The sequence below is a fragment of the Streptomyces sp. NPDC023527 genome, from assembly GCF_055560115.1.
The window spans coordinates 417,194-432,265 of the sequence record NZ_JBVHJJ010000001.1 but is presented as its reverse complement, the minus strand read 5'-3'; the positions used below and the strand labels follow the sequence as shown (position 1 = coordinate 432,265).

At 72.6% G+C, this 15,072-nt stretch carries 14 protein-coding genes; 8 read left to right on the top strand and 6 right to left on the bottom strand.

From position 1 onward, the window contains the following. Positions 1-35: 35 nt before the first annotated feature. Both ACZ303_RS01970 and ACZ303_RS01965 read left to right on the top strand, forming a co-directional pair. Positions 36-1,721, top strand: coding sequence for a sensor histidine kinase (locus tag ACZ303_RS01970; RefSeq protein WP_467334603.1), 1,686 nt, complete (start codon positions 36-38; stop codon positions 1,719-1,721). Positions 1,722-1,913: 192 nt separating this feature from the next. Further along, on the top strand, positions 1,914-3,029 hold the full coding sequence (locus tag ACZ303_RS01965) for a M23 family metallopeptidase (protein WP_467334065.1): 1,116 nt from the start codon (positions 1,914-1,916) through the stop codon (positions 3,027-3,029). 25 nt (positions 3,030-3,054) lie between these two features. Here the strand turns inward: ACZ303_RS01965 and ACZ303_RS01960 are convergent, their stop codons facing one another. Then, on the bottom strand, positions 3,055-3,930 hold the full coding sequence (locus ACZ303_RS01960) for a Cof-type HAD-IIB family hydrolase (protein WP_467334063.1): 876 nt from the start codon (positions 3,928-3,930) through the stop codon (positions 3,055-3,057). A gap of 143 nt (positions 3,931-4,073) precedes the next feature. Here ACZ303_RS01960 and ACZ303_RS01955 point away from each other — a divergent pair, with 143 nt between their 5' ends. The 3 genes from ACZ303_RS01955 to pspAB all read left to right on the top strand — a co-directional run bounded on the left by ACZ303_RS01955 (position 4,074) and on the right by pspAB (position 6,668). After that, complete coding sequence (locus tag ACZ303_RS01955) at positions 4,074-4,973, top strand: LLM class flavin-dependent oxidoreductase (protein WP_467334062.1); 900 nt, start codon at positions 4,074-4,076, stop codon at positions 4,971-4,973. Positions 4,974-5,108: 135 nt separating this feature from the next. Next, a complete protein-coding gene (htpX, locus tag ACZ303_RS01950) occupies positions 5,109-6,020 on the top strand; it encodes a zinc metalloprotease HtpX (RefSeq protein WP_467334059.1) in 912 nt (303 codons plus the stop codon). 48 nt (positions 6,021-6,068) lie between these two features. Next, entirely contained in the window at positions 6,069-6,668 is a 600-nt protein-coding gene (gene pspAB, locus ACZ303_RS01945) for a PspA-associated protein PspAB (protein ID WP_467334057.1), read from the top strand. Between the two features lie 36 nt (positions 6,669-6,704). Here pspAB and ACZ303_RS01940 read toward each other — a convergent pair whose 3' ends face one another. The 5 genes from ACZ303_RS01940 to ACZ303_RS01920 all read right to left on the bottom strand — a co-directional run bounded on the left by ACZ303_RS01940 (position 6,705) and on the right by ACZ303_RS01920 (position 11,966). Beyond that, entirely contained in the window at positions 6,705-7,247 is a 543-nt protein-coding gene (locus ACZ303_RS01940; RefSeq protein ID WP_467334055.1) for an RNA 2'-phosphotransferase, read from the bottom strand. 61 nt (positions 7,248-7,308) lie between these two features. Next, positions 7,309-8,352: a MerR family transcriptional regulator gene (locus ACZ303_RS01935; RefSeq protein WP_467334053.1), complete on the bottom strand. Its 1,044-nt coding sequence runs from the start codon at positions 8,350-8,352 to the stop codon at positions 7,309-7,311. Positions 8,353-8,362: 10 nt separating this feature from the next. Beyond that, the gene (locus ACZ303_RS01930) at positions 8,363-9,277 is read right to left on the bottom strand and encodes a metal-dependent hydrolase (RefSeq protein WP_467334051.1); all 915 of its coding nucleotides are present in this window, start codon (positions 9,275-9,277) and stop codon (positions 8,363-8,365) included. A 56-nt stretch (positions 9,278-9,333) separates the two neighbouring features. Continuing rightward, positions 9,334-11,121 carry an SDR family oxidoreductase gene (locus ACZ303_RS01925; RefSeq protein ID WP_467334049.1) on the bottom strand — a complete coding sequence of 596 codons (1,788 nt, stop codon included), beginning with the start codon at positions 11,119-11,121 and terminating at the stop codon, positions 9,334-9,336. Next, a complete protein-coding gene (locus ACZ303_RS01920) occupies positions 11,118-11,966 on the bottom strand; it encodes a M24 family metallopeptidase (protein ID WP_467334047.1) in 849 nt (282 codons plus the stop codon). Before ACZ303_RS01920 ends, ACZ303_RS01925 begins: the two co-directional genes overlap by 4 nt. A 257-nt stretch (positions 11,967-12,223) precedes the next feature. On the opposite strand from ACZ303_RS01920, the gene ACZ303_RS01915 reads away from it, so the two are divergent. The 3 genes from ACZ303_RS01915 to ACZ303_RS01905 are packed head-to-tail and all read left to right on the top strand — an operon-like array spanning position 12,224 to position 15,055. After that, on the top strand, positions 12,224-13,258 hold the full coding sequence (locus tag ACZ303_RS01915) for an ABC transporter ATP-binding protein (RefSeq protein WP_467334601.1): 1,035 nt from the start codon (positions 12,224-12,226) through the stop codon (positions 13,256-13,258). Next, the gene (locus ACZ303_RS01910; RefSeq protein ID WP_467334045.1) at positions 13,248-14,147 is read left to right on the top strand and encodes an ABC transporter permease subunit; all 900 of its coding nucleotides are present in this window, start codon (positions 13,248-13,250) and stop codon (positions 14,145-14,147) included. Before ACZ303_RS01915 ends, ACZ303_RS01910 begins: the two co-directional genes overlap by 11 nt. Continuing rightward, complete coding sequence (locus ACZ303_RS01905) at positions 14,144-15,055, top strand: ABC transporter ATP-binding protein (protein ID WP_467334043.1); 912 nt, start codon at positions 14,144-14,146, stop codon at positions 15,053-15,055. Before ACZ303_RS01910 ends, ACZ303_RS01905 begins: the two co-directional genes overlap by 4 nt. Positions 15,056-15,072: the final 17 nt, after the last annotated feature.

The window sequence follows — 15,072 nt, the reverse complement described above, 5'->3', positions numbered from 1 at the left end:
ACCGGCGGGACGCGCGGGAGGCCCCCCAGGGCACGATGGACCCGCTCGCCATCGCCACGGAGGCCACCCGCAGCCTTCAGGGCATGTCCACGGAGCTGACCGCACGTGTGCCGCAGCTCCTGGAGGCCATGCGGTCGGTGGGCACCGGCCTGGAACTCCACACCACCCTCGACCGGATCGCCCGGACCGCCGCCGAGCTCGCCGACGCCCGCTACGCGGCCATCGGCGTCATCGACACCACCGGCGGGGGACTGGCCGACTTCATCACCTACGGCGTCACCAAGGAGGAGCACGAGCGCATCGGCGCGCTGCCGGACGGACACCACGGCCTGCTCGGCGCGCTCATCCACCACCCCGCCCCGGTGATGCTCTCCGATCTGGCGTCCGACCCGCGCTCGTGCGGCTTCCCGCCGGAGCACCCACCGATGCGCAACTTCCTGGGCGTGCCCATCCGGGTGGAGGGCGAGGTGTTCGGCAACCTCTATCTGACGGAGAAGCGCGGCGGCGAGTTCAACATCGCCGACCTCCACATGGTCAAGATCCTTGCGGCCGAGGCGGGCATCGCGATCGGCAACGCGCGCGTGCACGAAGAGGGCCGCCAGCGCATGCGCTGGATCGACGGTTCCGTGGCCGTCACGACGGCCCTGCTGTCGGGCAGTGACGCGGAGGACGCGCTCTCCGTCGTCGCCGAACAGGCCCGCCGGCTCGCGGACTCCGCCGCCGGCATCGTGCTGCTGCCGGACGACGAGGGCGGCCTGGAGATGGTGGCCGTCTCCGCCGACGACCCCACCGGCCTGCTGGGTACGGTGATGCCGTCGGGCAGCCCGGTCGTCGCCCAGTTGCTCGCCGGGGAACCGGTGTTCATCGACGACTCGGCCACCGATCCGCGCATGGTCACCGAGGTGGCGCCCCGCTTCGGCCCGAGCATGCTGCTGCCGCTCAAGAGCGGCGACCGCGTCCTCGGCACGCTCGCGACCCCCCGGGCGCGCGGCGCGCGCCCGTACACCCCCGCCGAGCGCACCCTGGCCGCACAGTTCGCCGCGCAGGCCGCGCTGGCGCTCGTCCTGGCCGAGGCACAGCGCGACCGCGAGCGGCTGGCCGTCTTCGAGGACCGCGACCGGATCGCCCGCGACCTCCACGACCTGGTCATCCAGAGGCTGTTCGCCACCGGCCTGATGCTGGAGAGCGCGCAGCGCAACGCCGTCGTGCCGGACGTACGGATGCGGGTCGGCCAGGCCGTGGACGAGCTGGACGTGACCATCCAGGAGATCCGCACGGCCATCTTCGCGCTCCAGCAGGGGCCGGCGGAGGCGCCCGCCGGGCTGCGCACGCGTGTCCTGCGGGAACTGGGCACGGCGGCCGTCCCGCTGGGCTTCCAGCCCTCCGCGACCTTCCTCGGGCCGGTCGACGCGAAGGTCGGCGAACTCACCGGCAAGAACCTCATCGCCGCCCTGCGCGAGGCCCTCTCCAACGCCTTCCGGCACGCGCGGGCATCCCGGATGGAGATCGTCGTCGACGCGACGGCCACCTTGCCCGACGGCCGGGCGGCGGTGCGGCTGACCGTCGCCGACGACGGGGTCGGCATCCCCGAGGGCGGCCGGCGCAGCGGGCTGAAGAACCTCGCCAAGCGGGCGGAGTCGCTGGGCGGCTCCAGCTCGTACGGCCCCGGGCTGGGCGAGGACGGGGGCGGCACGCGGGTGGTGTGGGAAGCGCCCTTGTAGCCCTTTCGGTGTCCTCTCTTGTCCGAACGCGCTGCAAGCCTCCTCTTTTGTCGGCCCCTCACGTGAGCGTCCTCTCTTGTCAGCCGACCGGCGGCAGGTCGTCCGGCGCCGGCCGCCCTGGTGGACGTATCCGTTCCACCGAACGGGCCTCAGCGGGCGCGCGCGGCCGGGCCCCGGTACACGATCGCGTTCATGCGACGCCCGTACCGTCCTCATCCCGGACCGCGCGGCCCGCGCCGACTGCGGCGCACCAGTGGTGTGATCCTGTGCGCGCTCTGCGCGGTGGTCTGCCCGCCGCTCGCCTCCGAGTCGTCGATCGCCGTCAGGGCCCCCGCACGGCCGACCGGTGTCACCGCCGAGGTGTTCCGGCTGGAGGAGGAGGCGGAGCGCACCTGGCAGCGGTACGACCGGGTGCGGCGCGCGGTGAAGGAGCAGTCGGCGCGGGCCGAGCTGCTCGAAGAGCTGCTGCGCGGCCGCGGCGTCGTCACGGCGACGCTCCGCGAGGACGCCGGGGCCGCCGCCCGCGCGCAGTACCGCACGGGCGGCTTCACCGCCCCGCAGAGCGCCGAGGTGGCCGACGACCCCTTGGAGCTGCTGGCCATACAGAGGCCCGCCGCACAGCGCAGGGCGCGGCTCGCCCGGATGCTGGACGAGAACGGTCGTACGAGCCTCAAGCTGATCACCGAGGCCCAGGCACTGGCCGGCGCCCGGCCCGCTCTCGTCAAGGACCGGGCGCGGCTGCGGGCGGCCGGGCGCTCCCTCGACAGACGGCTGGAGGCCGCGCGCGGCGAGCTCGACGCGATGGCCCAGGAGGCGGTCGGGGCCGGGCGCTGCGAGCCGGTGGCCCTCCCCGCCGGCGCCACGAGTCCGGCCGCCGCCGACCAGGGCGATGCGCGGGCGGCGCAGGAGTGGGTGCGCCCGGTGGAGTCGTACCAGCTCACCGCGGGCTTCGGCGGCACCGGAGCGAACTGGGCCAACGGGCACACCGGCCAGGACTTCGCGGTGCCCAGCGGCACCCCGGTGCGCTCCGTGGGAGCCGGGACGGTGGTCGCGACGGGGTGCGGCGGCCCCTTCGGGATCAGCGTCGTGGTCCAGCACGAGGGCGGCTGGTACTCGCAGTACGCGCACCTGTCGGCGCTGCTGGTCGCGCCCGGGGCGCGGGTACGGGCGGGCCAGTGGATCGGGCTGTCCGGCACCACCGGAAACTCCACGGGCCCGCATCTGCACTTCGAGATCCGCACCACGCCCGGCTTCGGGTCGGCCGTCGACCCGGTGGCGTGGCTGGTGGCGCGCGGGGTGCGGCTCTAGGCGCCGCGGGCGCCGCGCGCGCGGCTCACCGGGCCCCGTGCAGGATCTGCTCGATGACCGCGGCGACGCCGTCGTCGTTGTTGCCCGCGGTGTGGTGCGCCGTGACCGCCAGCACCTCGGGGTGAGCGTTGGCCATGGCGTAGGCGGTGCCGGCCCAGTCGAGCATCTCAAGGTCGTTGGGCATGTCCCCGAACGCCACGACCTCCTCCGGCGCTATGCCGCGCTCCGCGCAGCACGCGGCCAGCGTGCTGGCCTTGCTGACCCCGAGGCCGCTGATCTCCAGCAGGGCGGTCGGGCTGGAGCGGGTGAACGAGCCGTGCGCCCCGCCGGCCTCCCGGGCCACGGTGAGGAACTCGTCCGGTCCGAGATCGGGGTGGAAGGCGAGGAGCTTGAGGATCGGCGCGTCATGGCCGGAGGCCTCGGCCAGCAGCTTCTCGGCCGGGGCGATCAGCGCGCCCGGATCGAGGAAGAACGGCGGGTAGGCCGGCTCGTAGTGGATGCCCGTGGTGTGCTCCACGGCGAACGAGGCGCCCGGCGCGGCGGCGCGCACGGCGTGGACGATGGCGAGGGCCTCGGCGCGCGCCAGCGGGCTGACCCGCAGGAAGCGACCGCCGTCGTGAAGATCGACGACGGCCGCGCCATTGGCGCAGATCGCCAGGCCGTGGCCGTGCACATGGTCGCTGACGACGTCCATCCAGCGGGCCGGACGGCCGGTGACGAAGAAGACTTCGATGCCGGCGGCCTCGGCCGCGGCAAGGGCGGCGACCGTGCGGTCGGAGACCGTCTTGTCGTCGCGCAGGAGAGTGCCGTCGAGATCGGTGGCGATCAGCCGGGTGGTGGTGGCCGGGCGGCGTACCGCGGGGGTCTCGGGCTGCTCGATTGCTGAAGTCACGGGTCCCATTCTCGTCGACGGGGCATTCGGGGCGCACTGGCGTACGCCCGGGTACGCGCCTGAGCCCGGTGCGAAGCCGTGTCCCGCGCGTGCGTGATGTGTCATACCCAATGCATAGGACGTTGTCATACCCAGCGTTTAGGCTCGGTCCCATGCGACTGAGCACCGTGATCCTTCCCGACCGCCGCTGGTCCGAGGGCGGCCGCGAGACCTGGCGACGAGCCGAGGAGCTGGGCTTCCACACGGCCTACACCTACGACCACCTGTCCTGGCGCACCTTCCGGGACGGCCCGTGGTTCGGCGCCGTGCCGACCCTGACGGCGGCGGCCTGCGCCACCTCCCGGATGCGGCTGGGCACGCTCGTCACCTCCCCCAACTTCCGCCACCCCGTCACGCTCGCCAAGGAGCTCATCTCCCTGGACGACATCTCGGGCGGCCGCATCACCCTCGGCATCGGCGCGGGCGGCTCCGGCTTCGACGCCACGGCGCTCCTCAAGGGCGGCCAGGACCCGTGGACGCCGCGCGAACGCGCCGACCGCTTCGGCGAGTTCGTACCGCTGCTCGACCGGCTGCTCACCGAGGACGTCGTCACCCACGAGGGCGAGCACTATTCGGCCTTCGAGGTGCGCAACATACCCGGCTGCGCGCAGCGGCCCCGGCTGCCGTTCGCGGTGGCCGCCACCGGCCCGCGCGGGCTGCGGCTCGCCGCGCGCCATGGGCAGGCGTGGGTGACCACCGGGGACCCGAAGCTGTTCGAGACGGGCACGCCGGAGCAGTCACGGGCGGCCATCGCCGGGCAGATCGAGCGGCTCGGCGCGGCCTGCGCGGAGCTCGACCGGGACCCGGCCGAGCTGGACAAGATCCTGCTCACGGGCTTCACCCCGGACCGGCCGCTGGACTCCTTCGACGCCTTCGTCGACTTCGCGGGCTCGCACGCGGAGCTGGGCTTCGACGAGATCGTGGTGCACTGGCCGATCGCGGACTCGGTCTTCGCGGCCGACCCGGCGGTCTTCGAGAAGATCGCCACGGACGGGCTCGCGCAGCTGTCCTGACGGGCGTGGGGCCTCCTGGCGGCGGGAGACCCTTCTTTACCCCGCCCTTTACCCCGCGCACAGCCGGTGAGGGGGGAGAATCGGGGCAGAGGCACGTACTGGGGGCATGGTTCCGCAGAGCCTTGGAGGTACCCCATGCACCGCTCGTCGAGGACCCGATTCGCTGCCGACCGGGGGCTGACCACCCGCATGGTGGGCACGATGTTCTTCATCGGGCTGCTCTATGTGGTCTTCGTGGGGGTGCTGGTGGCCCTGGTGCGCGGCGGCTGGCCGATCATCCTGGTCATCGCGGGTGCCATGTTCGTCGCCCAGTTCTGGTTCAGCGACCGGATAGCGGCCTTCAGCATGGGCGCCCGCGAGGTCACCCCGGAGCAGGCGCCCGAGCTGCACGGGGCCGTCGACCGGCTGTGCGCGCTCGCGGACATGCCCAAGCCCCGGGTGGCCCTGGCCGACAGCGACGTGCCGAACGCCTTCGCCACCGGCCGTAACCAGAAGAACGCCCTGGTCTGCGCCACGACCGGGCTGATGCGCCGGTTGGAGCCCGAGGAGCTGGAGGGCGTCCTCGCCCACGAGCTCTCCCATGTCGCGCACCGCGACGTCGCCGTCATGACCATCGCGTCCTTCCTGGGCGTGCTGGCCGGAATCATCACCCGCATCGGGCTGTGGGGCGGCTTCCGGCGGGTGGGCGACCGCGACAGCAGCGCCGCCCTCCTCGTGGTGCTGATCCCGCTGATCAGCGCCGTCGTCTACGCCATCAGCTTCCTGCTCACCCGGCTGCTGTCCCGCTACCGCGAGCTGTCCGCCGACCGCGCCGGGGCGCTGCTGACGGGCCGGCCCTCGGCGCTGGCGTCGGCGCTCACCAAGGTCACCGGGCAGATGGCGCGCATCCCCACCCGGGACCTGCGACAGGCCGAGCCGTTCAACGCCTTCTACTTCGCCCCGGCCTTCGCCAAGGGCAGCGCGCACCGGCTGCTCTCCTCCCACCCGACCCTGGAACAGCGGCTGGAGCAGCTCGGTCGCATCTCGGCCCAGCTCGGCCGGGCCTGACCTGTCCGGGCCGCCGCCCGGACGGTTCGCTGAAAGGAGCGTGTGCCCGTGGGTTTCCTGGACGCCATCCTCGGCCGCAGCAAGCCGGTGCGCCCCGACCTGGACCAGCTCTTCGCCCTGCCGTCGGCCGCCGTCACCCTCGAAGCGGGCGCCGGCTTCGCCCCCACCGGGCAGGGCTCGGTGTGTTTCGCGAGCGTGGAGGGCGGGGCCTTCACCCGCCTCCAGCAGGACGTACGGGCACTGCTGGACGCCGATACGGAGCGCGGCGGCGTGCCCGTGGAGTTCAGCCAGGACTCGTACGGCTACACCTGGCTGCTGGCGCGGCAGCCGGCGGACCTGGAGGGCACGGTCGCGCTCGTCAACGACCTGCACGCGGTCAACACCCTGCTCCAGGAAGGCGGTTTCGGCCCGCAGCTGCTCTGCTCGCTGCTGGGCTTCCGCGCCGCCGAGGGGCGTTCACTGGCCCTCGTCTATCTCTACAAGCGCGGCACGTTCTACCCCTTCGCGCCGGTGGCGGGCGGCGGAGCCGGGGAAGACAGGCGGGACAGCGCGCTGGAGCTCCAGGCGCGTGCCCTGCTGGGCGACGACCTGCGGATCGAGGAGGACCTGGGGCGCTGGTTCCCGGTGTGGGGAGCGCCCGGGTTGTGAGCCGAGAAGGGTGCGGGCGCGGCGCCTTTGTCGTGCTCAGCCCGGGAAACGCAGGAATTCCGCCGGTACGCGATCGACCAGCCACACACCGTTCTCACTGAGCCGGAAGACGTGACCGGCCCGGTGCATGGCACCCGCGTCGACGGTCAGCACGACCGCCTTGCCGCGGCGCGCGCCCACCCGGGTCGCGGTCGCGCGGTCGGCCGACAGGTGCACCGCGTGGCGCGCCATGGGCCGCAGACCCTCGGCGCGGATGAGCGCGACAGAGCCCGCCACCGTGCCGTGGAAGAGCACCGGGGGTGGCTCGGTGGCCGGCAGACCCAGGTCCACTGGCACGGAGTGGCCCTGGTTGGCGCGGATCCGGTCGCCGTCGATGGCGTACCGCCGCTTGTCATTGGCGGCGACGACCTCCTCCAGCTCGGCCCGGCTGAAAGGGAAGCCGTGCGCCGCGCTCGCGGCGAGCAGCCCGTCGACGGGCGTCCAGCCGTGCGGGTCGAGGGCGATGCCGATCCGCTCGGGCTCGTGGCGGAGGTGCTTGGCGAGGAATTTCGAGATGCGGGTGGACCGCTGGGTGTCCATGATCGGCTCCTCGCCGCGCTGGTCTCCTCGGCCGCACTCCGCGCCCCTACTGGCAACGATCTTAAGAAGCCCTGTCCGGGGGCGCTTCCCCATTTTCGTCGCGGTCTCCCCGCTCGCGGGACACCAGCGCGTCCATCGTGCGGGCCCGCACCTCGCGTTCGGTGGCCGCGGTGATGAACGCCTCCACGCTCGACGCGCCCACCAGCGCGCGGACGGCCCGGACGGTCCCGGCGGGCAGACGGACCGCCTCGCCGGGGGTGTCACCGCCGGGGGCGGCGGCCGGAGCGACGGTGTCGTCGCTCCCGTCCTCACCCTCCGCCGCGACCGCCGTCCCCAGGTGGCGGTGCAGATACCGGGTGGCCAAGATCCGCATCGCGCGGGCGAGTTCGGCGTCGACGGTCTGCTGGGCCAGGGGGCGCAGGCGGCGCACCAGGGCGGCGGCCTCCGTGGCCTCCTCGTCGGTCGGCGGGTGGTCGAAGTACGGCTGGAAGACATGCTCGGTCGTGAAGTCGAGGAAGCGCCCGGCGATGTGCTCGACCTGGGTGCGCAGCTCGCGCAGATGCCCGGAGATGGCGGGCAGCGGCACCCCGGCCAGATGCAGCTCGGCGGCGACGGACAGCTCCCGGGGGCTCGGCACGAGGAACTCGTCCGGCGCGCCCGGCAGCCGTACGAGCACGCCGAGGTCCACCGCGTCGTCGACGGCCTCGTCGTCCCGTGCGCCGCCGAACCGCTCGTCCAGCTCCGCGCGGGTGATCCGCTCGGTCGTCTCGTCGGTCCACGGCCCGTCGACCTCGGTGACCAGCCCGAGGACTCCGCCGAGCCCCCGGCCCGTGTCCCAGGCGTCCAGCAGCTCCTTGATGCTGGCCAGGGTGTATCCGCGGTCCAGGAGCCCCGAGATCTGGCGCAGCCGCGCCAGGTGCGTGTCCCCGTAGACGTTGGCCCGGCCGCGCCGCTCCGGCTTGGGGAGCAGCCCACGGTCCTGGTAGGCCCGGATCGTACGGACGGTGGCACCGCTGCGGTGGGCCAGGTCCTCGATGCGGTACTCGGCCGTGGCCCGCTCGTACTGTCGCCCGGCCTGGTCGGGGGCTTCGGACCGCTGGTTCACGGGGAGCTCCTCACGAGATGGCGGCGCGGCCGATCGCGCCCGCCGCGGCCCGCGCCGCCGGCGAGGTCGCCAGGTAGTCCACGGCCCGGCGCAGGGACCCCTCCTTCGAGGGATGGTACGACCGCTTCATGTACCGGGGCACGGCCGCGCCCAAATCCCTCCAGGAGGGCAGCAGCCCCTTCGCCACGGCCTTGTTGAACTCCCGCAGCGAATAGCGCTGCCGGCCCATGAGCTCGGGGTCGTGCCGCAGCAGATAGTCCGAGCCCCACGTCCACAGATAGACCAGCACGGGAGCGGTGAACGCCATCCCGAGCACCCGCCGGGCGTAGCGTCCCGGGTTATCACCGCCGCAGTGCTCGTACATGTCGAAGGCCACCGACCGGTGTTCGACCTCCTCCGCGCCGTGCCAGCGCAGCAGGTCGAGCATCACCGGGTCCGGGTCGGCCCGGTCCAGACCGTCGGCGGCGAGCACCCAGTTGCCCAGCACGGCGGTGAACTGCTCGACCGCGGCTATCACCGAGAGCCGGAACCGCAGCCACTCCAGGTCGGGTATCGGCAGGCCGAGCGGCGGTCTCTCGCCGAGCAGCACATCGAAGAGGAACTCCACGTGGCGGGTGTACGGCGCGGTGTCCAGGCCCTGTTCGGCGAGGTGGTCGAGCACATACGCGTGCTGCACGCTGTGCGTGGCCTCCTGGCCCATGAAGCCCCTCACGTCCTTGAGCAGCTCCTCGTCCACGACGAGGGGGAGGGCCTCCTTGAACACCTTGACGAACCACCGCTCGCCGGCCGGCAGCAGCAGGTGCAGGACGTTGATGACGTGCGTGGCGGTGGGCTCGCCCGGGATCCAGTGCAGTGGCGTCGCGCCCCAGTCGAAGGAGACGCGACGCGGGGTTATCGCGTGGCCGCTTCGGTGACCGTGCTCCATCTCCGCTCCTCTGCGGGCAGTCCGCCGGGTACCTCCCGGCGGTGGTCGGGTGTGCGCTACAGCGGGAGGTCGATCCGCGCGAGGGCGCGCAGCAACCGGGGGGTGAAACGGGACATGAAGCGCAGCCCGTGCGCCTCGGGGGTGACCGGGACGACGGCCCGATCGCGGAGCACGGCCCGCAGGATCGCGTCGGCGACCTTCTCCGGCGGGTAGTTGCGGATGCCGTACAGGCGGGCGGCCTTGGCGCGGCGCCGCCGCTGCTCCTCCTCGGTGACGCCCGCGAAGCGCGCGCCGGCGGTGATCCCGGTGTTGACGATGCCGGGGCAGATCGCGGTGACCCCGATGCCCTGCCCGGCCAGCTCGGCGCGCAGGCATTCGGTGAGCATCAGCACGGCGGCCTTCGATGTGCTGTAGGCGACGAGGTCCTTCGCGGGCTGGAAGGCCGCCGCGGAGGCGACGTTGACGATATGGCCGCCCTGGCCGCGCTCCGCCATCTGCTTGCCGAAGGTCCGGCAGCCGTGGATGACGCCCCACAGATTGACGTCGAGGACCTTCCGCCAGTCGTCGGCCGAGGTGTCCATGAAGGTGCCGGCCATGCCGATGCCGGCGTTGTTGACCAGCACGTCGACCACGCCGTATTCGGCGGCGACCGTGGCGGCCAGCTTCTCCATCACCTGCTCGTCCGACACGTCGGCGGTCTCGGCCCACGCCTCGGGCGCGCCCAGCAGCCGGGCCAGCTCCGCCGTACGGGCCGCCCCTTCGGCGTCCCGGTCGACCGCGACGACCCGGGCCCCGGCCTCCGCGAAGGCGAACGCCGTGGCACGGCCGATGCCACTGGCCGCCCCCGTCACCAGCACCAGCCGTCCGCCGAACGCCTGGGCGTACGGGTCGGCGGGCGCGCCGCCGCCCGCCGGAGCGCCCGCGGTGCCGGCCTCCCGGGCCGTCACGAACTCGGCGATCCAGGCGGACAGCTGGTCGGGCCGGGTGCGCGGCACCCAGTGCTTGGCGGCCAGGGTGTGCCGCACCAGGCCGGGCGCCCACTTCTCCAGGCCGTCGTAGAGCCGCTCGGAAAGGAAGGCGTCCCCGGTCGGGGTGATCAGCTGCACCGGGACATGGGAGTACGCGTCCGTGCGCGGCCGGCGCAGCCGGGCCCGGATGTTGTCGCGGTACAGCCAGGCGCCGTGCGCCGCGTCCGTGGGGAGCGAGGGCGTCGGATAGGTGTCGCTGGGCAGCTTCTCCATCCGGGCGAGGATCTTCGGCCACTGCTTGGCCATCGGTCCGCGCATCAGCGCCTCGGGCAGCACCGGGGTGTGCAGGGCGTACACATACCAGGACCGTGCTCCCTGGCCGAGGAACTGGGCGGCCCGGCGCGGGGTCGGCCGCGTCACGCGCTCCTTGAGCCAGAGGGCCATGTGGTCCAGGGACGGCCCGGAGATCGAGGTGAAGGAGGCGATGCGGCCCTCGGTGCGGGCCACGGTGGCGAACTCCCAGCCCTGCACCGATCCCCAGTCGTGCCCCACGAGGTGCACCGGCGCGTCCGGGCTCACCGCGTCCGCGACCGCGAGGAAGTCGTCCGTGAGCTTCTCCAGGGTGAAGCCGCCCCGCAGCGGCTTCGGCGCCGTCGAGCGCCCGCAGCCGCGGACGTCGTACAGCACGACGTGGAAGCGGTCGCGGAGCCGCTCGGCGACCTCGGACCAGACCTCCTTGCTGTCCGGATAGCCGTGCAGCAGCACCACCGTGGGGCGCGAGGCGTCCCCCAGCTCCGTGACGCACAGCTCGATGCCGCCCGTGCGGACCCGCCGCTCGCGCGCGCCGGTCCCGATCTCCTCGGCTCCGCCGGTCATGCGGCCCTCTCCTCCTGCCGGTGCCGCACATGCGGCAGATCGTCGTCCAGCCAGAACGCGCTCTCCTCGGGGTCACGGGAATCCGTGACCACCAGGAGCTCCTCGAACTTCGCGCCCGTCCCCCGGAAGCCGAGATGCGGCTCGACCGCCCACAGCCCCGGCCGGGGCGGGTGGTCCGAGAACCGGTGCGGGCTCCACAGCGGCGACCAGCCCTCCCGGTGGCCGTGCAGGGCGTCGGCGGCCAGCCCCTTGAGCGCCTGGGTGCCGAACCCGAACACATGCGGTGACCAGCGGCGCTCCCGCACCCGGCCCACCTTGTGCGCGATCACGCCGAAGGGATACGCGCGGTGCCGGTTGGCGTAGCCCTGGCGCATCATGAGCCGGTCCACGTCCTCATAGATCTCCCGCAGCGGCCGCCGCTCGCGCACCTCGCGGAGGATCAGCTCCCGGTGCGCCCGGAGGTCGGTCATCAACCGGTCGTGCAGCGGATCGGGCCCGAGGCAGCCCGAATATCCGATGTCCGCCGTGAAGCCGTGGTGCACCGGCGCCATGTCGAGGATGAACGCCATCCCCGGCTCCAGCCGCCGGTCCGTGGGGAAGAACTGGAGCGGTATCCGGAATCCCACGAACGCCGTGCGGTCCCCGAACCACGCGAAGGGCAGATGGAACCAGTCCCGCACCCCGCGCTCGCGCAGCCACTCGCGCTGCATCCGGGCCGCGTCGCGCTCGCTCACGCCCGGCCGGAGCTGCCCGGCGACCGCTTCGGCGCACGCGTAGGCGAGGCGCTGTACTTCCTTGAACCCCCGCAAATCCGCGCTGAGTTCATGAGCCACTGCTGAGGTCATCGCCACCCGCCGTCCCCTGTGGGTCACACGTCGGTCCACGTCCCGCAACTTGACACTGATGAATGTGACAATGCCCGGCGGCTGCGTCAAGGGTTGTGCACGGCCTGTGGATAACTTTCGGTAACCCTCACCCCCGGGCTCCGGCCCCCGAGGGTGCGACACCCCCTACGGGAATGTCAGACCCGAGGACTAGGCACAACCAGCCATCTGGTCTGACGACCGTGGCGGTGCGCCCCACTACCGTCGAGGACGTGACTGTGATCGCTACCGAAAGCCTCAGCAAGCGGTTCCCCCGGGTGACCGCTCTCGACCAGTTGTCCGTCGACATCACGCCGGGCGTGACGGGCCTGGTGGGGGCCAACGGAGCCGGCAAGTCCACCCTGATCAAGATCCTGCTCGGCCTCTCCCCGGCCACCGAGGGCCGCGCCAGCGTGCTCGGCCTCGATGTCGCCACCCAGGGCGGGGCGATCCGGGAGCGGGTCGGCTATATGCCCGAGCACGACTGCCTGCCGCCCGACGTCTCGGCGACGGAGTTCGTCGTCCACATGGCCCGCATGTCCGGCCTGCCCGCCACCGCCGCCCGCGAGCGCACCGCCGACACCCTGCGCCACGTGGGGCTCTACGAGGAGCGCTACCGCCCCATCGGCGGCTACTCGACCGGCATGAAGCAGCGGGTCAAGCTGGCCCAGGCGCTCGTCCACGACCCGCAGCTGGTCCTGCTGGACGAGCCCACCAACGGACTCGACCCGGCCGGCCGCGACGAGATGCTCGGCCTGATCCGGCGCGTCCACAGCGACTTCGGCATCTCGGTGCTGGTCACCTCGCACCTGCTCGGCGAGCTGGAGCGCACGTGCGACCACGTCGTCGTCATCGACGGCGGCAAGCTCCTGCGCTCCTCCTCCACGGACGAGTTCACCCAGACCACCGGCTCCCTCGCCGTGGAGGTCACGGACTCGGACGCCCGCCCGGACGGCACGGCCGCGCTGCTGACCGCCCTCGCCGGCGCGGGGCTCACGGTCCAGCCGGCGGGCCGGTCGGCCGACGGCGCCCCCGCCTCCGGCCGGGTGCTCCTCGTCGACGTCGCCGACGACAGCACGTACGACACGGTCCGCGACGCCGTCGCCGACCTCGGCCTCGGGCTGGTCCGCATGGAACAGCGCCGCCACCGCATCGCGGAGGTCTTCCGGGACGAGGAGGCACCCGCCACGACCCCGGCCCGGGGCACCGACCGGCGGAAGCCCGCAGAGGCCGAGCGCGACCAGCAGAACGGAGGCGCCCCCGATGCCGCCTGAGACCACCACGGCGCCCGCCCAGGACGTCATCCACAACATCGGCTACCGCAACTACTCCGGCGCCCGCCTCGGCCGCGCCTACGCCCGCCGCTCGCTGTTCTCGCAGAGCCTGCGCGGCGCGTACGGCTTGGGCCGCTCGGCGAAGTCCAAGGTCCTGCCGATGATCCTCTTCGGGGTCATGTGCGTGCCCGCCGCCATCATGGTGGCGGTCGCGGTGACCACCAAGATGAACGACCTCCCGGTGGCCTACACCCGCTACGCGGTCGTCATGCAGGCGGTCATCGGCCTCTATCTGGCGGCGCAGGCACCGCAGTCCGTCTCGCGCGACCTGCGCTTCAAGTCCATCCCGCTGTACTTCTCCCGCCCGATCGAGCGAGTCGACTATGTGGCGGCCAAGTTCGCGGCGATGGCCTCCGCCCTGTTCATCCTCACCGGTGTCCCCCTTCTGATCCTCTACGTGGGCGCGCTGCTCGCCAAGATGGACTTCGCCGACCAGACGAAGGGCTTCGCGCAAGGACTGGTCTCCGTGGCCCTGCTGTCGCTCCTCTTCGCCGGCATCGGCCTCGTGGTCGCCGCCCTCACCCCGCGCCGCGGCTTCGGCGTCGCCGCCGTCATCGCCGTACTGACGATCTCCTACGGCGCCGTGTCCACCATCCAGGGCATCGCCATGGCCCGCGACAACACCGACGCGATCAGCTGGCTCGGCCTCTTCTCGCCGATCACCCTGATCGACGGCGTCCAGACGGCGTTCCTCTCCGCCACGTCCGCCTTCCCCGGCGGCCACGGCCCCGGCGCCGGCACCGGTGTCGTCTACGTCCTCGTACTGCTCGCCCTGATCGCCGGGTCGTACGGGCTGCTGATGCGCCGCTACCGAAAGGTCGGGCTGTGACCTCCCTTCACATCGACAACGTCTCCCGCTGGTTCGGCAATGTGGTCGCCGTCAACGACGTCTCCATGACCGTGGGACCCGGTGTCACCGGCCTCCTCGGCCCCAACGGCGCCGGAAAGTCCACCCTCATCAACATGATGGGCGGCTTCCTCGCCCCCTCCACCGGCACGGTCACCCTCGACGGGCAGACCATCTGGCGCAACGAGACGATCTACCGCCACATCGGCATCGTCCCCGAGCGCGAGGCGATGTACGACTTCCTCACGGGCCAGGAGTTCGTCCGCGCCAACGCCGAACTGCACGGCCTGGGCGCCAAGGAGGCCCAGCACGCGCTCGCCACCGTGGAGATGGAGTACGCGCAGGACCGCAAGATCGCCACGTACAGCAAGGGCATGCGCCAGCGCGTGAAGATGGCCTCCGCGCTCGTCCACGAACCGTCGGTGCTCCTCCTGGACGAGCCCTTCAACGGCATGGACCCCCGCCAGCGCATGCAGTTGATGGACCTCCTGCGGCGGATGGGCGCGGAGGGCCGCACGGTGCTGTTCTCCTCGCACATCCTGGAGGAGGTCGAGCAACTGGCCGCCCACATCGAGGTCGTCGTCGCCGGCCGGCACGCCGCCTCCGGCGACTTCCGCAAGATCCGCCGCCTGATGACGGACCGCCCGCACCGCTACGTCGTCCGCTCCAGCGACGACCGCGCCCTGGCCGCCGCCCTGATCGCCGACCCCTCGACGTCCGGCATCGAGGTGGACGTCCAGGAAGGCGCTCTGCGGATCCAGGCAGTCGACTTCGGCCGCTTCACCGCCCTCCTGCCGCGCGTCGCCCGCGCGCACGGCATCCGGCTCCTGACGGTCTCGCCCTCCGACGAGTCCCTGGAATCGGTCTTCTCCTACCTCGTCGCGGCCTGAAAGGAGCCCTGAGCGCC